This is a genomic window from Streptococcus mitis (genome assembly GCF_047464035.1).
Classification (GTDB): domain Bacteria; phylum Bacillota; class Bacilli; order Lactobacillales; family Streptococcaceae; genus Streptococcus; species Streptococcus mitis_DX.
In genome coordinates this window covers 1-22057 of the sequence record NZ_JASHCQ010000014.1, presented here as the reverse complement: position 1 = coordinate 22057, position 22057 = coordinate 1, and the positions used below count along the sequence as shown (strand labels likewise).

The following is a 22057-nucleotide window of genomic DNA, read 5'->3' as shown; positions in this document are numbered from 1 at the left end:
AATTACTAGTCACTCTGTAGTCATTATTATTGTGCAATCACTTTTATATGACCTCTTGAATATCCATTGATTAATTCATTATCTGGTATATACTCTATCTTCAAAGTTCCTAAATTAAAACATGTTTTTATTTCATTTGACATAAGATTATCAAAATAGTTATCTATCTCATCATCAGATAAGGATGATTCAATCGATTTAACAATATCATGAAATACTTCTTTCATTCCTTCAACACCAGATTCACTATTTTCATTTGTCTGATTTATTGTTACATTGATTTTATCAGTATCATTTGCACGTGTAATATCCGTAGCTTAATGCGAAATATTTTATTTTTATATTTCCTTTTTTGATATTTTCTCATGGACTATTAGAATTTTGATTATAGCTATTGATAAACCCATTAATAATTCTATCGTCTACATACTTTGAATTGGTTTTCTCTTAACTTATTTCCTTGTTGGATCGTTCATTTTTTGTCTCAACACTTGCTTCTGAACTAGTTTTCACATCTTTTTTAACAGCGTAAGCTCTAAGTAAGATAAAAGAAATAAAGATAATACCAAATATGAATCTAGGCTCTATTTTAGGCATATTTTTCTCCTTATTTGACAACGACTGTATAATCGGTATTTTCTGTTATTAGCTGCTCGGCTCGTTCCAAGTCTTGAGCATTTTTAAATGAAATTTGTAGGATCCCGTGAATATCCTCACGGTTTTCCTCGTTGATATGGATGTTAACCAAGGAAGTTCCACGTAGCAGTTCCAAAATCCGCAAGATGACATCTTCTTCATCGGGAACATCGACATAGAGGTCATAAGAGCTATCCACGCCACCACGCTTATGGATTTCCATAGCCTGACGTTGTTCACGCGCTTGGTTGAAAAAGTTCCAAATCTGCTCTTCATCTCCCTTGCCGATGGCTTGTCCAACCTCATCTAAGCGCTCCTTGAAATCCTCAATTCGATCTAGAATAGTTTCACGATTAGATAAGAGAATAGAGGTCCACATACCCGGCTCGCTTTCCGCAATTCGAGTCATATCTCGAAAACCACCGGCCGCAAATCGCCTTGCCATCTCATGTTCTTGAGCATAAACAGCAGTCTGCTTCATGAGACTAGAAGCTAGAATATGAGGAAAATGGCTAATCTGAGAAGTCACTCGATCATGCTCCTTGGCATCAATCTCGATAAAACGAGCATGAAGACCTGAAAGCAAGTCCTTCATTTCCTCAAGCGTATCCTGACCTGTCATACTCGAAGGTGTAAAGATATAATAGGCATTTTCAAAGAGATTGACATCCGCAGAGGCAGCCCCAGTCTTGTGGCTACCAGCCATAGGATGGGCCCCGACAAAGCGAACAGGCTTGCCAGCCAAATAGTTCTCCGCCGCATCCACAATGGCTGACTTGGTCGAACCAGCATCTGAAATAATGACGCCTTCTTTTAAGTCTAAGTTGGCCAACTCCTTAATGAAAGCAATAGTTTGTTTGATTGGCAAGCTAAGAATAATGATATCTGCCAAGGGAGCAAAACTGGCAAAATCATCTGTTGCACGGTCAATCATGCCTTCTTTCAAGGCGATATCTCTCGAAGTTTGACTGCGATTATAACCTAAAATTTCATAATCTGGATGATCGCGTTTGATACCGAGTGCCATAGAGGCACCAATAAGACCAAGACCTGCGATATAGACTGTTTTTGCCATAGGAACTCCTTAATAGTTCTTTGTATAGTCTCGGTGTTTGGCTACTGCTTCTTTTAATTCTTCTAGATTGTCTGATGAGAATTTTTCAAGGATTTCTTGTGTCAGAACCGTTGCCACAACGGCTTCCATAACTACACCTGCAGCTGGAAGAGCGGTCGGATCACTTCTTTCGACTGTTGCCTTGTAGGGTTCATGGGTTTCGATATCCACACTCATAAGAGGCTTATAAAGAGTAGGAATGGGTTTCATGACACCACGAACAACGATCGGTTGCCCATTAGTCATACCACCTTCAAAGCCGCCAAGATTGTTAGTACGACGAGTATAGCCGTCTTCTTTAGACCAGAGAATTTCATCCATAACTTGGCTGCCTTTACGGTAACCAGCTTCAAATCCAAGACCAAATTCCACCCCTTTAAAGGCATTGATAGAAACAACTGCTTGGGCCAATCGCGCATCCAATTTTCTGTCCCATTGGACATAGGAACCTAGGCCGACTGGAACACCTCCGACGACTGTCTCGACAACTCCACCAATTGTATCACCGTCACGTTTGATTTGGTCAATATAGTCCTTGATTTCCTGTTCCCGTTCTTGGTTGACAATAGAAATTTCAGACTGGGCAGCTCGTGCCTTAATCTCAGCGACTGTCAGATTTTCAGGTACATCGATTTCCTTGCCACCAAAGACCACGACATGGTTGGCAATCTCCATATCCAGTTCAGCCAAAAGGCGTTTGGCTACTGCCCCAACGGCAACCCGCATGGTGGTTTCACGAGCTGATGAACGCTCCAAAGAATTTCTTAAATCATCAAAACGGTACTTGATCCCCCCGACCAAGTCGGCGTGACCTGGACGCGGATGAGTGATTTTTCGTTTGCTTTTAAGGCGATCTTCAATGTCCTCCGCAGACATGATATCCAGCCATTTTTGGTGGTCCTTATTGATGACATCCATGGTAATAGGAGCCCCTGTCGTCTTCCCATGGCGAACACCCGAAGTAAAGACAACTTGGTCGCTCTCAATCTTCATACGACCGCCACGACCGTAGCCACCCTGACGGCGTTTAAGGTCCCCATTGATATCCTCAGCTGTCAAAGGAAGTCCAGCTGGAATTCCTTCAATGATAGCCGTCAGACGGGGGCCGTGTGATTCTCCTGCAGTTAAATATCTCATAAACTCTCCTTATTTTACCAAGTAGTCTTTCATCTCTTCCAGAGAAACTGGGTGAATGGTCGCTGAACCGAGCTCTGGTACCAAGACCAATTTCAAGGTATTACCACGCGCTTTCTTATCATGAGTCAAAGCCTGATAAAGCTTATCAACATCCCAGTTTTCATAGTCAACAGGCAAGCCAAATTTCTGACACATACCTGTAATGGATTGGGTTATGCCAGCTGGCATAAGGCCTTTTTCCTCAGCAACCTTTGAAATTTGTACCATTCCCATAGCCACAGCTTCACCATGCATGACCTTGCCATAACCGGCAGTCGCTTCAATAGCATGGCCAATAGTGTGGCCAAAATTGAGGTAAAGACGAACACCGTTGTCCAACTCATCCTCAACCACCATCTTGCGTTTAACTTGGCAAGAATATTCAATCAAGATCTCTGCATGCTCCAAAATGCTCTCTACAGTACCATCTAGCTCCGTCAATAGAGTCCATAATTCTGGATCCTCAATCAAGCCATACTTGATAACTTCACCCATTCCTTCAATCAACTCTCTCTTTCCAAGGGTTTCAAGAACAAGTGGGTCAATCAGAACCCCATCTGGTTGGGCAAAAGTTCCTACCATGTTCTTGGCAAATGGAGTGTTGACGCCCGTCTTTCCGCCGATAGAAGAATCCACCTGGGCAGTCAAACTGGTCGGAATCTGAACAAAATGAATCCCCCGCATATAGGTAGAGGCTACAAAACCAGCCAGGTCCCCGACGACACCACCTCCGAGAGCCACGATTCCATCGCTACGAGTCAGACCTTGCTTGACTAAAAATTCATAGACTTTCTGAACAGTGGTTAAATTCTTTCGTTCTTCACCTTCTAAAAAGTCAAAAATAGCTACCTGAAAACCAGCATCTTCTAAGCTGAGCTTGACCTTCTCCGCATAGAGAGAGGCTACATGGTTATCAGTTACAATAACCACTTTTTGCGGTTGCCAGAGCTCTCGCAACCATTGACCAGCCTGAACCAGACAGCCTTTTTCAATTTGAATATCATAAGGATGATGAGGAATATCGATTCTGATTTTCATAGGAGAATCTCCTTTTCTTTATTGGTATTTTTCTGTTAAGGACTGCCAAATCTCTTCCGTCGGCATCTCCTTGCCTGTCCACAGTTGAAAAGCTTCTGCAGCTTGATAGAGCAACATTCCCAGACCATTAACCGCTGGATTGCCCTGACTTCTAGCCCATTTCAAAAATGGGGTTTCAAAAGGCTTGTAAATGATATCTGCTACTAAAAGAGTTTCTGGTAAGACTATGTTTTCAGGAACTGGAGATGACTGTCCATCCATTCCCACACTTGTCGCATTAATCAGCAAATCCGACTCAGCAATCTTTGCTTGCAGTTCAGGAACATCTTCTAAAGCATACAAGTCCACTTTAAAGCCTGTCTGCTCCTGTAACTTGTCTAGATAAGGTCTTGTTTTTTCCATGGAAACTGAACGAACAAAGACCGAAATATGACTGACACCGTCCAAAATAGCTTGTGCCAAAATGGACTTGGCCGCACCACCTGCACCCAGCAGGGTCATCTTCTTACCTGTAATTGTAAAAGAAGGCAAGCTCTTAAAAAATCCCTTGCCATCTGTATTATATCCAATTAAATTGCCGTTCTCATTGACAACCGTATTAACTGCACCAATCAAGCGCGCTTCATCGCTCAATTCATCCAAATAAGGAATCACCTGCTCCTTATAAGGCATGGACAGGTTGATGCCAAACATCTGGTAGCGACGAATATTAGCCACTGTGACTTCCAAGTCAGCCACTTCAATCTCCCAAGCCACGTAAACACCATTGGTAGCTGTCGCCTCAAAGGCCCTATTGTGGATAAAGGGGGAAATAGAATGCTTAATAGGATTGGCAACAACGGCAGCTAAACGTGTATAGCCATCAAGCTTCATCCAAAATCTCCCTGATTTTTTTCATGTTAGCTAGAGAAATCTGACCTGGGGCACTGGCCTCATCTAGACTAGCAAAGGACCAGCTAGAACCAGTCACATCCGCAGTGATACGAGAAACTTTGCCCACCTTGCCCATAGAAATAGTTACATATTCCTGCTCAGGATTGAGGGTTTTAAAGCCTCGTGTATAGTTCATCAAGTCTAGCACATCCTGCTCCGTGTGAGCCATCACCGCAACCTTAACAAGTTTTGGATTTAAGCTCGTCAACTCTGACAAGATTTCCATCATGTTTTCAGGTGTTTCTTGGAAATTGTGGTAACTCAAAACGAGATTTGGGAAGTCCAACATTTCCTCAAAAACATCCTTGTAGCTATAGTACTCGAAATCAATATAGTCTGGTTGATAGAGTTGTGCCACTTCCTTGATTAGATGGATATATTCTTCTGGAGAAAGGTCGATTTCTCCCCCTTCAGAGCGAGTTCGCAGCGTGAAAACCAACTCACGGCCAGCGAATTTTTCAAAAATAGCTGGAGCTACCTGCAAAATCGCTTCCTTAGGCAGATAGTCGGCACGCCATTCAATGATGTCGGCATCTAGGTACTTCGTGGCATCCAGAGCCTGAGCCTCCTCTAAACTTCTTGGCATTACTGAAACGATTAATTTCATTTACTAACCTTCATACTAATCACCTTAAGGTAATTACTACTTTCATCTTTTTTATTATAGGCGAAATCTGCTGGAAGACCGTATTTATTTAAAATCTGGTAACTTCTTCCTGCAAAGCCTTTATCAATTTGTTCTGTAAATTTCTGACGGGATACATTGGCAGCATTGGTACTGGCAATGATAATTCCTCCAGGATTTAAAATCTCAAGACTCTGGGAAATCAACTTGTGATAATCCTTAGCCACAGAGAAAGTTTGTTTTTTGTTCCGAGCAAAGCTAGGCGGATCTAGGACAATGACATCATAGGTCAAGCCTTTTCGTTTGGCATATTTGAAATACTCAAAGACATCCATGACTATAAAACGATGGTCATCGGTGCTGATTCCATTTGCCTGAAAATGCGCTTGAGACAATTCTCGTGAACGTTTGGCTAAATCAACTGAAGTTGTCTGGCTAGCTCCTCCCATGGCTGCAGCTACTGAAAAGGCTGCTGTATAGGAAAACATATTGAGCAAGGATTTACCCATAGCCAATCCGTCAACCAAGCTCCCACGAACCTCGTGCTGGTCAAGGAAAATCCCTGTCATTAAGCCATCATTCATAAAGACTTGATACAAGACACCATTTTCCAAAACAGTGAAGAAGTCAGGTGCTTCTTGACCATAAACATGGGCAGATTCATAGTCCAAACCCTTAAAGCGGATCTTCTCATAGGTCCCTAAAACCTCAGGAAAAACCTGTCTAAAGGCTTCTGAGATGGTCTGACGAATCTGATAAACATAAGAGTTATACCAAGAAAAGACAGCGTAGTCGCCATAAAGGTCCACTGTCAGACCGCCAAAGCCATCTCCCTCTTGGTTGAAGAGACGAAAGGCAGTTGTCAAATCATCTTGATAGTAGGCGCTTCTCTTTTCTTTAGCTTGTCTAAACAGTGCTTCAAAGAAAGCTTGATTGAAGGTCACCTTGTCTTTACTAACAAACCAGCCCAAGCCCTTGTTTTGCTGAGAAAGGTAGGCAGTACCAAGAAAGGTGCCTTCTTGACGATAGACTTCTACCTCCTGATCCTTGAGATTGACATTCTCAAGATCACTGGCTTCTAGTAAAACAAGCCCCTTTGAAAGCTTTTTTTCAACCCGTTTGTTGACTCTTATTCTATTCATAGTCACTATTATAGCAAATTTTGTGACAATTCTCAAAAAAGAAACTACCCTTGCTTTTTTACTCTAGTTTTAAAAAATGGTATACTAATACTAATAAAAACTTAGGAAGTAATTGTGTGAGAATCAATTTTAACAAAATCCAAAAAGCCATGGGTACCAGACTGGGTTTTGTCCTAACCCTTTTAATCCTCTATTGGCTTAAAACCTTATTAGCCTATACCGTTGACTTTAATTTAGACATTCAATTGGGCAAATTGCAGGGAAATTACCTTGCCTTTATCGCCTTTTTCAACCCCCTTCCTTTGGGCCTCCTTCTACTAGCTCTAGCCCTCTATGCTCGGTCAACCAAGATTTTTTATAGTATTAGTATAGTTATTTATAGCCTTTTATTCATTTGGCTCTATTCCAATGTCTTTTACTATCGAGAATTTAGTGACTTTATCACGGCTAATACTATGAAGGTCGCCAGCAAGGTGTCTGTTGGTACTGCAGAACTAGAGTTACTGCGTCCTTGGGATTTTCTCTATTTTATGGATTTCCCATTGCTGGCTTTCCTTTTCTATAAAAAATTCATCCAGTTGGATAGGAGACCTTTCAAATTCCGCTCCAGTGTTGCTATCACTGCTCTCTCGGCCCTGCTCTTTTCAGCCAACCTTTTCTTGGCTGAAATTGAGCGTCCCGATCTCCTATCGCGAGGATTTTCTAATTATTACGTTGTCCGCGCCCTTAGTTTGCCAGCCTTTTTAGGTTATAGTGCCAACCAATCCTACAGTGCAAACAAGGAACGTGCCAAGGCTTCTGAGACTGACCTTCAACCTATTACAGACTATATTCAAGAACATGCTGCTAAGCCTAATCCAGACTATTTTGGCTTGGCCAAAGGGAAAAATGTGATCTATCTCCACTTGGAGAGTTTCCAACAATTCCTGCTTGACTACAAACTCAACATAGATGGAACTGAACACGAAGTCACTCCCTTCCTTAATTCCCTCTACCATTCGCAATCAACCCTAGCCTTTTCGAATATCTTTAACCAAGTCAAGGCTGGTAAAACCTCAGATGCGGAAACTATGTTGGAAACTGGTTTATTTGGACTTAACCAAGGTTCCTTTATGGTCAACTACGGTGGTAGCAATACCCAGCAAGCTGCGCCTTTTATCCTATCAAAAAACGGCTATCAATCAAGTGCTGTCTTTCACGGTAATATCGGGACCTTCTGGAACAGAAATACAACCTACAAACAATGGGGTTACCAGTATTTCTTTGATGCTTCCTATTTTACCAAGCAAGACAGTAGCAATTCTTTCCAATATGGTTTGAATGATAAAATCATGATGAAAGATTCTATCCAATATCTGGAGCACTTGCAGCAGCCTTTTTATGCCAAGTATATCACGGTGTCCAATCACTATCCCTATGCTAGTAATCTGACAGGCAACGAGCTTGGTTTCCCCTTGGCCAATACCAAAGATGAAACAATCAACGGCTACTTCCAAACGGCTAACTATCTGGATAGTGCTATTAAGGCCTTCTTTGACTATCTCAAAGAAAGTGGCCTCTATGAAAAATCCATCATCGTCATCTACGGAGACCATTATGGCATTTCCAATTCCCGCAATCCTGACCTGGCACCTTTGATTGGAAAGACTTCTGAGAACTGGTCGAATTACGACAATGCCATGTTGCAACGAGTGCCTTTTATGGTGGTCATGCCTGGCTATGAAAAGGGGCAAATCATCAATACCTACGGTGGACAAATCGATATCTTACCGACTCTCGAACACCTCCTTGGTATTGAGTCCAATTCCTTCCTTCAAGTTGGACAAGACCTTCTGTCTCCAGATCATCAAGAAACAGTTGCCTTTCGGACTGCCAATTCCTTCGTCACACCAAAATACACCAGTTATGACGGACGAACCTACTATACTGAAAGTGGTCTTGAAATCAGCAATCTTGATGAACAAGCTCAAACTGAACTAGAACTCGTTCGGCAGGCAGCCAGCCAACAGCTCAAAATCAGCGACCAGATTCAAACTGGCGATTTGATACGTTTCTATCAAAAAGATCATCTTGGAACAGTTGATACAGAAAGTATTTCTTACCTCAATTCTTTACCAATTCTTCAAAAGATTGAGCAGGAAAAAGGAAGTCAATCAACTAGTCTCTTTAGCCAACGACAAGCTAAAACCAGTACTGATCTTTTCAAGGCACCAAGTTACCAAGAACTCCATCCAGAGTCTGCAGAAACTGAATCAAAATCACAATAAAAAATGCTCTTCCATCTTGGAGGAGCATTTCTTTTTATAAAATTTATCAAGCAAACGACCAACTACCTCATCTTTTTTCTATCTCTACCAATATCCGTGATAGGTAGTAATGATAGCTAAAAATAGCAAGACCAAGCAGAAGGATAAGAGCTCCTACTCCCAAGCTGATAGCAAGGATAGTAGAGAGAGACTGAACCAAGAATATGCTCACAAGAGATGAAATCGACAAGATAACACCATAAATTAAGAGTAAAACCATTTTGACTATACCATTTGAACGATTGACCAGGTCCGTAATGCTACTCCAATTGGTTGACAGATTTTTCACATCCTTAAAATAATGGTGACAAGAAAGGATGACACTGGCAAAGATCCATGACACAAGAAGGTAAATCATCGAAAGGATGGGCAATCCTAAATAAAGGGAAAGACCAAGTAAAGTCAAGATAGGTAAAAAGGACTGAACAGCAAAGATAATCCAAAATTTCACTTTCACATAACGAACAAAGTCAAAGGGCAAACTCTTCAGAAAATCAAAATTTTCCCTCTCTAAGGACAAGCTAATTGAATGTAAGTTGGTGATATTGTTATTGAAAACTGCTATAAGCACTCCTACAAAAAACAAGGGTAACCAGTATGGAGGATGAATGTCTGGAACTAACTGAGAATCTCGAATTTTGGAAATCAGACCGATCATCATGAGATAAGGAAGGAAAGCACTTGTAAAAAGCACTGTAATCACGCCAGTTCCCTGTCCTAAGAGAGAAAGGTTATAGCGCAAAACCATGCGGAAAAATCCCTTTTTAGCCGTTGAAATCCCCTCTTTACTGCGTCGTTCTTTTATAACCTTCTCCTCACTGTTAAGCAGGATAACGTCATAAAAACGAGGAATAACCTTCATTTTGGTCAGATAAAGCAGGAAGAGAGTTAGTCCCATCCAAGCGAGCAGACCCAGTATGGCTTCTGTCGAAAAAGGCTCCACTGCTATTTTGTAAAAGAGATGAATAGGATAAAGGAGAAGTGGAATATCTCTAACTCTGTCAACTATACCTCTAGAAGTTGACTGTAGAAAGAAGACAAATAATAAAGGTGTGAGAACCCCAATCCCAATCATCACATTGGCAAAAATAGACTGATACTTTCTGAAAACTGCAGTCTGAGCTAAGAAATGCACTACCACTACCATCACTAAAGTTACAGAGACAAATAATAGGGCCAAGGACAGTAGCATCAAAGGCAAGCCCAGCCAAAGGGAAGGAGCTAGCCTAATGTAGAGAACTAGAAAATAAGCTAGGATTGGTACAATTCCAGTTAGAGCTGGCAAGAGGACAGACAGTCCTTTAGCAATGATAATCTCTGATTCTTTAAAGGCATAGGGACTATAGGAGGCAAAATCTTTACTCTCATAAAAGACATTGTAAAATGCAGTGAAAGACGTTGAAAAGGCAAGCACCAGTAAAATCGCAACCATGCTACTAAAAAAACTTGGCATTTCCTCAAAAGGAAAATGAAAGGCTAGATTCGAAAATAAGATGAGTAGCAACAGACTAGAAACAAGATAAGAACGCAATAATTTCCCTGACACATCAACCTTTTTATCAGGATTCTTAGCCTGCTTCTTTCGTAAATTAGCCAAATTAGCTTCTTTAGATGAATAGAGGATATTGATATCAACTAATTTTTTAATGACCTTGAGACGCATCTGTAACCTCCTCTTTTCTACCAGCAAGGCTAAGGTAGATACTTTCCAAAGACTGATCTGGATGGTCTTTTCTCAAGTCCTCTACGCTTCCACAATAAATCAAATGCCCCTTTTTCAAAATAGCAATCCGATCACAGACTTGCTCAGCTACCTCTAAGACATGGGTTGAAAATAAGACCGTCTTGCCTTTTTGTGCATGTTCCTTCATCATTTGCTTCAAATCAAAGGCAGCCTGGGGATCCAAACCAGTCAAGGGTTCGTCCAAGACCCAAATATCAGGATCAGACAAGAGTGCCCCAATTACAAAGACTTTCTGACGCATTCCGTGAGAAAGGGTTTCAATAACCTGATAACGATTTTCAGCAAAATCAAAAACACTCAATAACCTAACTAGACTAGTCTCCAAGTCAGAGCTGTTCAGATCATAGGATGAGGCAATCAATTCCCAAAATTCATTGGCCGTTAATCGTAAAAATAAGTCAGGCGAGTCCGCTACGTAGCCAATCTTTCGTTTGATAGCCAAGCGATTTTCCGATAACTCCTGACCGTCTACCAAAATACGACCACTACTTGGTGAAATGATACTGACTAGAGACTTTATGGTGGTTGATTTTCCAGCCCCATTATGGCCAATCAAGCCCATAATCTCTCCATTTTCAATCTGCAGATTGAGATTGCTCAAAGCCTCTTTATCACCATACAACTTACTAACATTTTGAAATTCAATCATGAGCTGACTCCTAGCTTTATCTATGTATTTTACTATTATGATAGCACTTTCATTTTAAAAATCAACACTTTATCTTAAATAGTTGAAATACATGTCTTCTATTTTACGCAAACGTTTGAGCTAACCGATACTTTATGATAGAATAAAGAACAAGATTGACAAGTAAGAGGAAAAATCATGCAAAATCAAACACTCATGCAATACTTTGAATGGTATCTGCCCCATGACGGCCAGCACTGGACGCGTCTGGCTGAAGATGCTCAACACCTTGCTAATCTCGGTATTAGTCATGTCTGGATGCCACCAGCTTTTAAGGCAACCAATGAAAAAGATGTCGGCTATGGTGTCTATGACTTATTCGACCTAGGCGAGTTTAACCAAAAAGGAACTGTCCGCACCAAGTATGGTTTTAAAGAAGACTATCTTCAAGCCATTCAAGCCCTAAAAGCACAGGGAATTCAACCCATGGCCGATGTGGTGCTCAATCACAAGGCTGCGGCCGATCACATGGAAGCCTTTCAAGTTATTGAAGTAGATCCTGTAGACCGTACAGTTGAACTTGGAGAACCCTTCACCATCAATGGCTGGACTAGCTTTACCTTCGATGGTCGCCAAGATACCTACAATGACTTTCACTGGCACTGGTACCACTTCACCGGTACAGACTACGATGCCAAACGCCGCAAGTCTGGGATTTATCTGATTCAAGGAGACAACAAGGGCTGGGCAAATGAGGAATTGGTCGATAACGAAAACGGAAACTACGACTACCTCATGTATGCCGACCTAGACTTTAAACATCCTGAAGTCATACAAAACATCTATGACTGGGCTGATTGGTTCATTGAGACAACTGGTGTAGCTGGTTTCCGCTTGGATGCCGTTAAGCACATTGACTCTTTCTTCATGAGCAATTTCATCCGAGATATGAAGGAAAAATACGGTGAAGATTTCTATGTTTTTGGTGAATTCTGGAATCCTGATAAGGAAGCCAATCTAGACTACCTTGAAAAAACAGAAGAACGCTTTGACCTTGTCGATGTTCGTCTCCACCAGAATCTCTTTGAAGCCAGTCAAGCTGGCGCAAACTATGACCTTCGTGGTATTTTCACAGATAGCTTGGTTGAACTCAAACCTTACAAGGCTGTAACCTTTGTCGACAACCACGATACCCAACGAGGACAGGCCCTTGAGTCTACTGTTGAAGAATGGTTCAAGCCAGCAGCCTATGCCCTCATTCTGTTACGCCAAGATGGCCTTCCATGTGTCTTTTACGGAGACTACTATGGGATTTCAGGACAGTATGCTCAACAAGATTTCAAAGAAGTCCTTGACCGCCTCCTAGCCATCCGAAAAGATTTGGCCTATGGAGAACAAAATGACTACTTTGATGATGCTAACTGTATCGGTTGGGTACGTTTAGGTGCTGAAAATCAATCTCCAATCGCAGTCCTCATCTCAAATGACCAAGAAAACAGCAAGTCTATGTTTGTCGGTCAAGAATGGGCTAACCAAACCTTTGTAGATATACTTGGAAATAACCAAGGTCAAGTTACAATTGATGAGGAAGGTTATGGACAATTCCCAGTCTCAGCTGCTTCGGTAAGTGTCTGGGCATCTAATAGAATCTAATAACTCATAATCATCAAGCCAGGTCCAAGCGGATTTGGCTTTTTTGTAGTTACAAAAAGACCTACCCAAGTGGATAGATCTTTATATTCAATGAAAATCAAAGAGCAAACTAGGAAGCTAGCCACAGGCTGTACTTGAGTACGGCAAGGCGAAGCTGACGTTGTTTGAATTTGATTTTCGAAGAGTATTACTTGATTACAATTTACCTGCTACCGCATCCAACAATTCTTGAATTTTAGCTTGGTTGCTTCCTCCTGCCATGGCCATGTCTGGTTTACCACCACCACGTCCATCGACGATTGGTGCTAATTCTTTGACAAGGTTTCCTGCATGAAGGTCTTTTGTCTTGCTTGCTACAAGGACATTGACTTTGTCTCCGATAGCAGCAACTAGGACAAGAAGATCAGAGTAGTCTTTTTGTTTCCAGTTATCTGCAAAAGTACGAAGGGCACCTGCATCTGATACAGACACTTGGCTAGCAATGTAACGGTGACCGTTGACTTCCTTAACATCCTTGAAGATGTCGCCTGCAGCTGCAGCTGCGGCTTTTTCTTTCAACTCAGCATTTTCCTTTTGAAGTTGACGAAGTTGTTCTTGAAGTCCTTCTACCTTGTGAGGCACTTCCTTGACTTGAGGTGCTTTCAAGGTTGCTGCGACAGCTTTAAGAGCGTCTTCTTGTTCACGATAAGCTTCAAAGGCTTCCTTACCAGTCACTGCCAAGATACGGCGAGTTCCTGATCCGATCCCTTCTTCTTTGACAATCTTGAAGAGACCAATCTCAGAAGTGTTACCAACGTGGGTACCACCACAAAGCTCGATAGAGTAGTCGCCGATAGTCACAACACGGACTTCTTTGCCGTATTTCTCACCAAAGAGGGCCATGGCTCCCATTTCTTTAGCAGTGTCAATATCCGTTTCAACTGTCTTCACTTCAAGAGCTTCCCAGATTTTCTCGTTGACTTGCTGTTCAATTGCACGCAATTCTTCAGCAGTTACAGCTTGGAAGTGAGTAAAGTCAAAGCGAAGGAATTCAACTTCGTTAAGAGATCCTGCTTGTGTTGCGTGGTTTCCAAGGATATTGTGAAGGGCAGCGTGAAGTAAGTGAGTCGCAGTGTGGTTTTTCATAACACGGTGACGACGATTTGTATCAATTGCCAAGGTATATTCTTGGTTCAAGGCAAGCGGTGCAAGGACTTCAACTGTATGAAGAGCTTGTCCGTTTGGTGCTTTTTGAACATTTGTCACAGTAGCCACAACCTTACCTGACTCATCCAAGATTTGTCCGTGGTCAGCGACCTGTCCACCCATTTCAGCATAGAATGGCGTTTCCGCAAAGATAAGAGAGGCAGTTCCTTCTGACACAGCTTCTACTTCTGCATTGTCAGCCACGATAGCTACCAATTTAGAAGACAATTGGCTAGCATTGTAGTTGAAGACACTTTCCACAGTGATGTTTTGAAGGGTTTCATTTTGCATACCCATTGAGCCACCCTTGACAGCTGACGCACGCGCGCGTTCTTGCTGTTCTTTCATGGCTGCTTCAAATCCTTCACGGTCTACAGTCATCCCAGCTTCTTCAGCGATTTCTTCAGTCAATTCAACTGGGAATCCATAAGTGTCGTAAAGTTTAAATACATCTGAACCAGCAATGACAGATTGACCTTTTTCTTTCAAGTCAGCTACAATGCCTTGAGCAAAGTGTTGACCTGAGTGAAGAGTACGAGCAAATGATTCTTCTTCGCTCTTAACGATTTTTTCGATAAAGTCACGTTTTTCAAGCACTTCTGGGTAGTAGCTTTCCATGATTTTTCCAACAGTTGGAACTAATTTGTAAAGGAAAGGCTCGTTGATACCCAATTTTTGACCATGCATAGAAGCACGACGGAGAAGACGACGAAGGACGTAACCACGACCTTCATTTCCAGGAAGGGCACCATCACCGATGGCAAATGAAAGTGAACGGATGTGGTCAGCGATGACCTTAAAGCTCATGTTATCGCCATCTTGGTCATAAACCTTACCAGACAATTTCTCCACTTCACGAATGATTGGCATGAAGAGGTCCGTTTCAAAGTTAGTCTTAGCACCTTGGATAACCGCTACCAAACGCTCCAAACCAGCGCCCGTATCAATGTTCTTGTGTGGCAATTCCTTGTATTCGCTACGAGGAACAGCAGGATCCGCATTAAATTGTGACAAAACGATGTTCCAGATTTCGATATAACGGTCGTTTTCGATATCTTCTGCAAGAAGACGTAGACCGATATTTTCTGGGTCAAATGCTTCTCCACGGTCAAAGAAAATCTCTGTATCGGGTCCAGAAGGCCCAGCACCGATTTCCCAGAAGTTGTCCTCGATTGGAATCAAGTGACTTGGATCCACTCCCACTTCAATCCAGCGGTTGTATGAATCTTTATCGTCTGGATAGTAGGTCATGTAAAGTTTTTCAGCAGGGAAGTCAAACCACTCAGGGCTTGTCAAAAGCTCATAAGCCCAAGTGATAGCTTCATCACGGAAGTAATCTCCGATAGAGAAGTTCCCCAACATTTCAAACATGGTATGGTGACGCGCAGTCTTCCCTACGTTTTCAATATCGTTGGTACGGATAGCCTTTTGGGCATTGGTAATACGTGGATTTTCAGGGATAATAGTTCCGTCAAAGTATTTCTTAAGGGTTGCTACCCCAGAGTTGATCCACAAAAGAGTTGGGTCATTTACAGGAACCAAACTCACTGATGGTTCTACTGAGTGACCTTTGGTCGCCCAGAAATCAAGCCACATTTGGCGTACTTGTGCACTAGATAGTTGTTTCATATTGTCTCCTTATTTACTTGTTTAATGTGATTGGCTTTCCAGCATTTCCACATAGTCAATCGCGACACAGAGGGAAATGACTAGGTCTGCATAAGCATCCTCAAGAACCGTTACGGTATAGGTAGAGGTCAGATGGAAGAGTTCCTTCTTAATTTCTGCAATCATCTGATCACGATCATCCAGCAATTTGAAATTCAAATCCCAGATATTGCCCTCGATACGAAGACCCAGATTATCAAACTCATACTTATCTCGCCAGAAGGTCAACTTCTTACGAATGACAAAACTCGAGCCATCCCGAAGCTGAATCTCAAAACGAGGAAGCAAGGTCAAGATTTCTTTACTGATCTGACTGACCTGTTCACCATAGGCATCATAGATGGTAAAGGTTTTAGGAATCTTAAAAAACGATCCCTCCACCTGATAGGCGATTTCTCCCCTGTCATCCTTGATAGCGAAACGTTCGCCTCCAAGACGAAACTTTTGTTTGACAAGAAATGTTTTCATCAACACCGCCAAAAATCAAAAGACAAGCTCATATCACGAAGGGCGAAAAACCGCGGTACCACCTTCATTCAATGAACTTGTCATTCTCTTGTTCTTATGCAATTGTTAAATTGAGTAGCATGACTTTCTAGCTTAGATGGCTCGCAGCACCGCCATTTCTCTGGACTAAGATGATTGAAAATCAATTCTCAACTTTCTTATTATATCTTTTTTTTAAGTCTGCGTCAACTGGAAATCATTCCCATTTAAATAACCCATTACCTACATCTCAGATTACTTTTTCAGAATATATTTTTTCTTACTGCTATCACTCTTTTTATCCCAACTTTTATTCCAAAGTTTTGAATTGTTAAAGATAGCTACGAAAATATTTGCAAATATAAAGAACCCTATCACCAAATGTATGGAATCAGTTGTTAGGTATTGTCGATCCAAGCCATCCTTTAAATGGAATAGTATAATTGTTTCGTCAACAATCAAAAAGGTTGGCCAATAACTTTTTTTGAAAAAGTAGATATCTTCATTTTTTGTTACCGCTTTCTGTAAGGTTAAGATTAGTATACTACTAGGCTAAAAAATAAGCAACCAGAATAGAAAAATATACAGTTAAAAAATTGCCTTCTATTTTTTAAAAAACGAACCAGCTCTAACTGATTCGTTTTCTTACGTTCTACTCCTACTTCCGATACATTTTAAACTGTAGGAAGAGGTCGCTATATTTGCCTGTCCATTTATGGTCAAATTTCTCATAAACTTCTAGGTGTTTCATGGTTTCAGCATCTGGATAGAAGGCTTTATCTTCTTTTTTCTCCTCTGGGAGCAATTCCTTAGCTGGTAGGTTTGGTGTTGAATAACCGACATACTCTGCATTTTTGAGAGCATTTTCAGGTTTCAACATAAAATTGATAAAGTCATAGGCTGCATCTTGGTTTTTGACTGTTTTGGGAATGACCATATTGTCAAACCAAAGGTTGCTGGCTTCTGTCGGAACCACATAGCGTAGATTTTCATTTTTCTCCAGCATTTGGCTGGCTTCTCCAGAGAAGGTCACACCGATTGCAGCGTTATTCTGAATCATGTATCCCTTCATCTCGTCCGCCACAATAGCCTTGATATTTGGAGTCAACTTGTAGAGTTTGTCTACTGTCTCTTCCAACTGCTGGGTATCCTTGGAGTTGAGGCTGTAGCCTAGCGAATTGAGTCCTAGTCCCAGTACCTCACGTGCCCCATCAAAGAGCATGATAGAGTTCTTATACTCTGGCTTCCAGAGGTCATCCCAATGCTCAGGCGCCTCATCTACCATGGTTTCATTGTAGACAATTCCCAAGGTTCCCCAGAAGTAAGGAATGGAGAATTTATTGCCTGGGTCAAAGGACTGGTTGAGGAACTCTGGTCCGATATTTTCAAGACCTTCAAGTTTTGAATAGTCAAGCGGTACCAAGAGGTTTTCGTCCTTCATCTTGTTGATCATATATTCACTTGGGATAGCAATATCATAAGTCGTTCCACCCTGCTTGATCTTGGTATACATGGCTTCATTGGAGTCAAAAGTCTCGTACTGGACTTGGATTCCTGTTTCTTCTGTGAACTGAGTCAAGAGTTCAGGATCGATATAGTCACCCCAGTTGTAGATAACCAGTTTTTGACTATCTCGGCTATTGATTTTACTATCTAAATGCGTCGCAATTCCCCACAAGACCAGGATGATGGCTGCAATTCCTGCTAAAAATGAATAGAGTTTTTTCATGCTTGCTCCTCCTTCTCACGTGAGATAAAGTAATATCCAACAACCAGGATAATACTAAAGAGAAAGACAAGGGCAGAAAGGGCATTGATTTCTAGCGAAATTCCTTTACGAGCACGAGAATAAATCTCGACTGACAGAGTTGAAAAGCCATTTCCCGTTACGAAGAAGGTCACGGCAAAGTCATCTAGCGAATAGGTAAAGGCCATGAAGTAACCTGCAATGATAGACGGTGTCAGGTAAGGAAGCATGATTTCCTTGAACATCTGAAATTGACTGGCTCCCAAGTCATAGGCCGCATGAATCATGTCACCGTTCATTTCCTTGAGTCGAGGCAAGACCATCAAGACCACGATAGGAATGGAGAAGGCCACGTGGCTAGATAGAACGGTCAAAAAGCCAAGTGAAAACTTGAGTTGGGTAAAGAGAATCAAGAAGCTGGCACCAATCATAACGTCAGGCGCAACCATGAGGATATTATTGAGTGAAAGAAAGGCTTCTTGGTATTTCTTGCGAGACTGGTAGATGTAAATGGCACCAAAAGTCCCGATAATGGTCGCTATCAAGGCTGACAGAAAGGCCAAGAAAAATGTCTGAGTCACAATCAACATGAGGCGACCATCGCCAAACATGGTTTTAAAATGGCTCAAGCTAAAGCCTGTAAATCTATTCATGTCGTTGCCTGCATTAAAGGCATAGCCAATCAGGTAAAAAATCGGCAGGTAGAGGACAAGAAAGACCAGTCCCAGATAAAGGTTGGCAAATTTTTTCATCGTTCTCTCCTTTCCTTGGTCACCCACATGGTGATGAACATGGTCAGGATAAGAATCACACCGATGGTAGAACCCATTCCATAGTTGTCATTGGTCAGGAAGTTCTGCTCAATGGCTGTTCCCAGCGTGATAACGCGGTTCCCACCAATCAAACGAGTCAGCATGAAGAGACTCAAACTTGGGATAAAGACCGACTGAACCCCACTTCTCACACCGTTCATCGATAGAGGGAAAATGACATGACGGAAGGTCTCCCACTTGGTCGCACCTAGGTCATAACTGGCATTGATAAGATTGTTATCCATATCATCCAAGACATTGAAAATCGGCAAAATCATAAATGGAAGCTCTATGTAGCTTGCGACAAAGATAAAGGAGAAATCGGTAAAGAGCAACTGCTGTGAACCGATTCCGATGAATTCCAAGAATTGGTTAATAGAGCCATTCTGACCAAAAATCCCGATAAAGGCATAGGCTTTAAGGAGCAAATTGATCCAGGTAGGCAGGATAATCAGCATGAGCCAGAGTTGACGGTGCTTGAGACGGGTCAAAAAGAGGGCTGTTGGATAGCTGATAAGCAGGGTTACAAAGGTCACAATTCCTGCATAAAGCACTGAGTTGAAACTCATTTTTAGGTAGGTCAAGTTTTGTGACGCAAAGTAAGATTTATAGTTTTCTAAACTGAATTGTCCTTCAATATTGAAAAAGGATTGACCGAAAATCAAGACCAAGGGTGCCAGGACAAAGAGGGCAATCCAGAGCATGTAGGGCACTACAAAGAGTTTAGAGCTTGTTTTCTTCATCTCTTTCCTCCTCGATTGCATTGATCAGGCCTGCTTCTTGCTCTTCGATTTCCACGTATTCTTCGATACGGGCATCGAACTCTTCTTCGGTTTCGTTGAGACGCATGATGTGGATGTCTTCTGGTTCAAAGTCCAGACCGATTTCCTCACCCACGATGGCCTTACGAGTTGAGTGGATCATCCATTCATTTCCAAGTTCGTCATAGGCTATAATTTCATAGTGCACCCCACGGAAGAGCTGAGTATCGACCTTAACTTGAAGCTTGCCTTCTTCAGGAAGGGTAATCCGCAAGTCCTCTGGACGAATAACGACCTCAACAGGTTCATTTGGCTTCATACCCCCATCGACTGCTTCGAAGCGTTTACCATTAAACTCAACCAAGTAGTCCTCAATCATGGTACCTGGCAAGATATTTGACTCCCCGATAAAGGTGGCAACAAAATGGTTAATAGGCTCATCGTAGATATCCACAGGTGTTCCAGACTGGACAATCTCGCCATCATTCATAACGAAAATCCAGTCACTCATGGCCAGCGCTTCTTCCTGATCGTGAGTGACAAAGACAAAGGTAATGCCCAATCGTTGTTGTAGTTCACGCAGTTCATACTGCATGTCTGTTCTTAATTTCAAGTCCAACGCTGACAAAGGCTCGTCCAACAAAACCACACGGGGTTGGTTGATGATGGCACGGGCAATGGCCACACGCTGACGTTGTCCTCCAGAAAGTTTTCGGATGGAACGTTTTTCATACCCTTCCAACTGAACCATCTTGAGAACTTCCGCTACACGCTGCTCGATTTCTTTCTTGTCAATCTTGCGCAAGCGGAGTGGAAAGGCAACATTTTCAAACACATTCATATGTGGAAACAAGGCATAGGATTGGAAGACCGTATGGACGTCTCGCTTGTTGGTTGGGATGTCGTTGATGCGGACACCGTCCAGCAAAATATCTCCTGTCGTCGCATCCAGTAAACCTGCAATGATGTTCAGGATGGTTGATTTCCCTGAGCCAGATGCGCCTAAAAGAGTGTAGAATTTCCCTTCTTCCAACTCAAAGTTGATGTCTTTGAGAACCTTGGTGTTGCTGTCTTCAAAAACTTTAGAGACGTTTTTGAATTCAATAATTGGTTTTTTCAATTGTCATTTATTCCTTCTTTTTCATAGATTAACAGATCTGGGCTCTGTCAGGCCGCTACTACCTCGTGTAGGAGATTGAACTGCCTACATACTTCTGCACTAACGATAGGCTTTCACCCCCTTTCCATGACATAGCAGCAGCTTCTCAACTAAAGTGTCCTACTTGCTTTCACCCAAGATACGGACTTCTCTTTCAAGCGTGATACCTGAGTGTTCCTTGACTTTTTCAATCACAGACTCAATCAAGTCCTCGTAGTCTTTGGCCGTTCCGGATGCGACATTGATCATAAATCCTGCGTGTTTTTCTGACACTTCTACGCCACCGACACGATAGCCTTTCAAGCCAGCTTCTGAAATTAATTGACCTGCAAAATGCCCTACTGGACGCTTAAAGACCGAACCACAAGATGGATATTCTAAAGGTTGCTTAAGTTCACGTAGATGCGTCAAGCGATCCATTTCTTGCTTGATAACCTGATGGCTTCCTGGAGCAAGGGCAAATTTAGCTGACAAGACAACTGCACCAGACTCTTGAATGGCTGAGTGACGGTAACCAAAAGCCAAGTCCTTGACAGACAGGGTCTCGATTTCTCCGTCCTTAGTCAAAATCTTACAAGACTGTAAGATGTGGGCAATCTCGCCACCATAGGCACCCGCATTCATAAAGACAGCACCACCGACGCTCCCTGGAATGCCACAAGCAAACTCAAAACCAGTCAAACTATGACGAAGGGCAATGCGAGTTGTCTCAATCAAATTTGCCCCAGCTTCAGCTTCAATGGTATAGCCATCAACGGAAACATTATTGAGCTTGTCACACAAGATGACAAATCCACGAATCCCACCATCACGAACGATGATGTTGCTGGCATTTCCAAGAACCATCCAAGGGATATTTTCTTGATTAGCAAATTTGACAACGCGAGCTAACTCAAAACGATTTCGTGGAAAGACCAAATAATCGGCCTCTCCACCTACTTTTGTATAACTATAGCTATGCAAGGGTTCCTTGAAACGGATATCAATCCCTTCTAAGATTTCAAGCATGTTTTCTTTTACTGACATGACACTCTCCCTTTTACAAAATTCATTCCATTATACCATTTTTAATACCATTTGACGACCCTAAAAAAATCTTGGGCTTATTTTAAACAAAAGCTAATTTCTCAAAGTAACTTCCACTTGCCCAACCAAAGTGGAAATTAGTCTAAAACGGATTTTTATGGTGGAATTAAGTGTGAGACGTTTGAGTTAGAAATGAGGTCTACTATGACAAAACATAA

Annotated in this window: 20 protein-coding genes; 2 read left to right on the top strand and 18 right to left on the bottom strand. The window is 42.0% G+C overall.

Features of this window, described 5'->3' with window-relative positions:
* Nucleotides 1-26: 26 nt before the first annotated feature.
* From QM818_RS05760 to QM818_RS05725, 8 genes are all read right to left on the bottom strand, one after another.
* A complete protein-coding gene (locus QM818_RS05760; RefSeq protein ID WP_261031642.1) occupies nucleotides 27-227 on the bottom strand; it encodes a hypothetical protein in 201 nt (66 codons plus the stop codon).
* A 220-nt stretch (nucleotides 228-447) separates the two neighbouring features.
* Complete coding sequence (locus QM818_RS05755; RefSeq protein ID WP_261031644.1) at nucleotides 448-597, bottom strand: hypothetical protein; 150 nt, start codon at nucleotides 595-597, stop codon at nucleotides 448-450.
* A gap of 10 nt (nucleotides 598-607) precedes the next feature.
* The gene (locus QM818_RS05750) at nucleotides 608-1711 is read right to left on the bottom strand and encodes a prephenate dehydrogenase (protein WP_261080985.1); all 1104 of its coding nucleotides are present in this window, start codon (nucleotides 1709-1711) and stop codon (nucleotides 608-610) included.
* A gap of 9 nt (nucleotides 1712-1720) precedes the next feature.
* The gene (gene aroC / locus QM818_RS05745; RefSeq protein WP_261080986.1) at nucleotides 1721-2887 is read right to left on the bottom strand and encodes a chorismate synthase; all 1167 of its coding nucleotides are present in this window, start codon (nucleotides 2885-2887) and stop codon (nucleotides 1721-1723) included.
* 9 nt (nucleotides 2888-2896) lie between these two features.
* On the bottom strand, nucleotides 2897-3964 hold the full coding sequence (gene aroB / locus QM818_RS05740; RefSeq protein ID WP_261080987.1) for a 3-dehydroquinate synthase: 1068 nt from the start codon (nucleotides 3962-3964) through the stop codon (nucleotides 2897-2899).
* An 18-nt stretch (nucleotides 3965-3982) separates the two neighbouring features.
* Nucleotides 3983-4837, bottom strand: a complete 855-nt coding sequence (locus QM818_RS05735) for a shikimate dehydrogenase (protein ID WP_261080988.1) — start codon at nucleotides 4835-4837, stop codon at nucleotides 3983-3985.
* Entirely contained in the window at nucleotides 4827-5504 is a 678-nt protein-coding gene (gene aroD, locus QM818_RS05730) for a type I 3-dehydroquinate dehydratase (RefSeq protein WP_261080989.1), read from the bottom strand. Before aroD ends, QM818_RS05735 begins: the two co-directional genes overlap by 11 nt.
* Nucleotides 5501-6664 carry a class I SAM-dependent rRNA methyltransferase gene (locus QM818_RS05725; protein WP_261080990.1) on the bottom strand — a complete coding sequence of 388 codons (1164 nt, stop codon included), beginning with the start codon at nucleotides 6662-6664 and terminating at the stop codon, nucleotides 5501-5503. Before QM818_RS05725 ends, aroD begins: the two co-directional genes overlap by 4 nt.
* A gap of 149 nt (nucleotides 6665-6813) precedes the next feature.
* Here QM818_RS05725 and QM818_RS05720 point away from each other — a divergent pair, with 149 nt between their 5' ends.
* Entirely contained in the window at nucleotides 6814-8931 is a 2118-nt protein-coding gene (locus tag QM818_RS05720; RefSeq protein ID WP_261081006.1) for an LTA synthase family protein, read from the top strand.
* Nucleotides 8932-8998: 67 nt separating this feature from the next.
* On the opposite strand, the gene QM818_RS05715 is transcribed toward QM818_RS05720, so the two are convergent.
* Together QM818_RS05715 and QM818_RS05710 are read right to left on the bottom strand one after the other, a co-directional pair.
* The gene (locus QM818_RS05715) at nucleotides 8999-10633 is read right to left on the bottom strand and encodes a hypothetical protein (RefSeq protein ID WP_261080991.1); all 1635 of its coding nucleotides are present in this window, start codon (nucleotides 10631-10633) and stop codon (nucleotides 8999-9001) included.
* On the bottom strand, nucleotides 10614-11363 hold the full coding sequence (locus QM818_RS05710) for an ABC transporter ATP-binding protein (RefSeq protein ID WP_261080992.1): 750 nt from the start codon (nucleotides 11361-11363) through the stop codon (nucleotides 10614-10616). The genes QM818_RS05715 and QM818_RS05710 overlap by 20 nt, the downstream gene beginning before the upstream one ends.
* A 177-nt stretch (nucleotides 11364-11540) precedes the next feature.
* Here QM818_RS05710 and QM818_RS05705 point away from each other — a divergent pair, with 177 nt between their 5' ends.
* On the top strand, nucleotides 11541-12995 hold the full coding sequence (locus tag QM818_RS05705; RefSeq protein WP_261080993.1) for an alpha-amylase: 1455 nt from the start codon (nucleotides 11541-11543) through the stop codon (nucleotides 12993-12995).
* Nucleotides 12996-13190: 195 nt separating this feature from the next.
* Here the strand turns inward: QM818_RS05705 and alaS are convergent, their stop codons facing one another.
* The 8 genes from alaS to murB all read right to left on the bottom strand — a co-directional run bounded on the left by alaS (nucleotide 13191) and on the right by murB (nucleotide 21839).
* Entirely contained in the window at nucleotides 13191-15809 is a 2619-nt protein-coding gene (alaS, locus tag QM818_RS05700) for an alanine--tRNA ligase (RefSeq protein ID WP_175880865.1), read from the bottom strand.
* Nucleotides 15810-15830: 21 nt separating this feature from the next.
* Entirely contained in the window at nucleotides 15831-16316 is a 486-nt protein-coding gene (locus QM818_RS05695; RefSeq protein WP_261080994.1) for an LURP-one-related/scramblase family protein, read from the bottom strand.
* A 273-nt stretch (nucleotides 16317-16589) separates the two neighbouring features.
* Nucleotides 16590-16832 (bottom strand): hypothetical protein, encoded by a 243-nt coding sequence (locus QM818_RS05690; protein ID WP_125443005.1) that lies wholly within the window; start codon nucleotides 16830-16832, stop codon nucleotides 16590-16592.
* 160 nt (nucleotides 16833-16992) lie between these two features.
* Nucleotides 16993-18063, bottom strand: a complete 1071-nt coding sequence (locus tag QM818_RS05685; protein ID WP_261080995.1) for an ABC transporter substrate-binding protein — start codon at nucleotides 18061-18063, stop codon at nucleotides 16993-16995.
* Nucleotides 18060-18833, bottom strand: a complete 774-nt coding sequence (locus QM818_RS05680) for an ABC transporter permease (RefSeq protein ID WP_084929727.1) — start codon at nucleotides 18831-18833, stop codon at nucleotides 18060-18062. Before QM818_RS05680 ends, QM818_RS05685 begins: the two co-directional genes overlap by 4 nt.
* Nucleotides 18830-19636: an ABC transporter permease gene (locus tag QM818_RS05675; protein ID WP_000753801.1), complete on the bottom strand. Its 807-nt coding sequence runs from the start codon at nucleotides 19634-19636 to the stop codon at nucleotides 18830-18832. The genes QM818_RS05680 and QM818_RS05675 overlap by 4 nt, the downstream gene beginning before the upstream one ends.
* The gene (locus QM818_RS05670) at nucleotides 19617-20774 is read right to left on the bottom strand and encodes an ABC transporter ATP-binding protein (protein WP_000742900.1); all 1158 of its coding nucleotides are present in this window, start codon (nucleotides 20772-20774) and stop codon (nucleotides 19617-19619) included. The genes QM818_RS05675 and QM818_RS05670 overlap by 20 nt, the downstream gene beginning before the upstream one ends.
* A 159-nt stretch (nucleotides 20775-20933) precedes the next feature.
* Nucleotides 20934-21839: a UDP-N-acetylmuramate dehydrogenase gene (murB, locus tag QM818_RS05665; protein WP_261080996.1), complete on the bottom strand. Its 906-nt coding sequence runs from the start codon at nucleotides 21837-21839 to the stop codon at nucleotides 20934-20936.
* Nucleotides 21840-22057 lie beyond the last annotated feature (218 nt).

Excerpts from the sequence above, each read along its gene's own strand:
- QM818_RS05725 (WP_261080990.1), bottom strand. The coding sequence starts at position 6,664 with ATGAATAGAATAAGAGTCAACAAACGGGTTGAAAAAAAGCTTTCAAAG.
- QM818_RS05735 (WP_261080988.1), bottom strand. The coding sequence starts at position 4,837 with ATGAAGCTTGATGGCTATACACGTTTAGCTGCCGTTGTTGCCAATCCT.
- QM818_RS05705 (WP_261080993.1), top strand. The coding sequence starts at position 11,541 with ATGCAAAATCAAACACTCATGCAATACTTTGAATGGTATCTGCCCCAT.
- QM818_RS05695 (WP_261080994.1), bottom strand. The coding sequence starts at position 16,316 with ATGAAAACATTTCTTGTCAAACAAAAGTTTCGTCTTGGAGGCGAACGT.
- QM818_RS05685 (WP_261080995.1), bottom strand. The coding sequence starts at position 18,063 with ATGAAAAAACTCTATTCATTTTTAGCAGGAATTGCAGCCATCATCCTG.
- alaS (WP_175880865.1), bottom strand. The coding sequence starts at position 15,809 with ATGAAACAACTATCTAGTGCACAAGTACGCCAAATGTGGCTTGATTTC.
- aroC (WP_261080986.1), bottom strand. The coding sequence starts at position 2,887 with ATGAGATATTTAACTGCAGGAGAATCACACGGCCCCCGTCTGACGGCT.
- murB (WP_261080996.1), bottom strand. The coding sequence starts at position 21,839 with ATGTCAGTAAAAGAAAACATGCTTGAAATCTTAGAAGGGATTGATATC.
- QM818_RS05750 (WP_261080985.1), bottom strand. The coding sequence starts at position 1,711 with ATGGCAAAAACAGTCTATATCGCAGGTCTTGGTCTTATTGGTGCCTCT.
- QM818_RS05760 (WP_261031642.1), bottom strand. The coding sequence starts at position 227 with ATGAAAGAAGTATTTCATGATATTGTTAAATCGATTGAATCATCCTTA.
- QM818_RS05755 (WP_261031644.1), bottom strand. The coding sequence starts at position 597 with ATGCCTAAAATAGAGCCTAGATTCATATTTGGTATTATCTTTATTTCT.
- aroB (WP_261080987.1), bottom strand. The coding sequence starts at position 3,964 with ATGAAAATCAGAATCGATATTCCTCATCATCCTTATGATATTCAAATT.
- QM818_RS05680 (WP_084929727.1), bottom strand. The coding sequence starts at position 18,833 with ATGAAAAAATTTGCCAACCTTTATCTGGGACTGGTCTTTCTTGTCCTC.
- QM818_RS05675 (WP_000753801.1), bottom strand. The coding sequence starts at position 19,636 with ATGAAGAAAACAAGCTCTAAACTCTTTGTAGTGCCCTACATGCTCTGG.
- QM818_RS05715 (WP_261080991.1), bottom strand. The coding sequence starts at position 10,633 with ATGCGTCTCAAGGTCATTAAAAAATTAGTTGATATCAATATCCTCTAT.
- aroD (WP_261080989.1), bottom strand. The coding sequence starts at position 5,504 with ATGAAATTAATCGTTTCAGTAATGCCAAGAAGTTTAGAGGAGGCTCAG.
- QM818_RS05710 (WP_261080992.1), bottom strand. The coding sequence starts at position 11,363 with ATGATTGAATTTCAAAATGTTAGTAAGTTGTATGGTGATAAAGAGGCT.
- QM818_RS05720 (WP_261081006.1), top strand. The coding sequence starts at position 6,814 with ATGGGTACCAGACTGGGTTTTGTCCTAACCCTTTTAATCCTCTATTGG.